Raw genomic sequence first — 343 nt, 5'->3', positions numbered from 1 at the left:
ATCAAAACCAAGCAACACTAGTTAACACTAGTCCACCATGAAGACCTTCCTCATCTTTGCCCTCCTCGCCGTTGCGGCGACAAGTGCCATTGCACAAATGGAGAATAGCCACATCCCTGGTTTGGAGAGACCATCGCAGCAACAACCATTACCACCACAACAAACATTAACGCACCACCAACAACAACAACCCATCCAACAACAACCACACCAATTTCCACAACAGCAACCATGTTCACAGCAACAACAACAACCACCATTATCGCAACAACAACAACCACCATTTTCGCAGCAACAACAACCACCATTTTCACAGCAACAACAACCAGTTCTACCGCAACAA

The 343-nt window shown here is 46.4% G+C and carries 1 protein-coding gene; it reads right to left on the bottom strand.

Annotation, left to right across the window (positions count from 1 at the left end):
* Nucleotides 1-50: 50 nt before the first annotated feature.
* Nucleotides 51-343, bottom strand: a 293-nt coding sequence (locus ILP92_RS18205) for a hypothetical protein (protein ID WP_198917834.1), incomplete at its 5' end; no start/stop codon positions are given.

It is taken from the genome of Palleronia pontilimi, from assembly GCF_016412875.1.
Lineage (GTDB): Bacteria > Pseudomonadota > Alphaproteobacteria > Rhodobacterales > Rhodobacteraceae > Palleronia > Palleronia pontilimi.
Note: the sequence above shows the minus strand (reverse complement) of the source record. Positions and strands in the feature narration are given on the sequence as shown.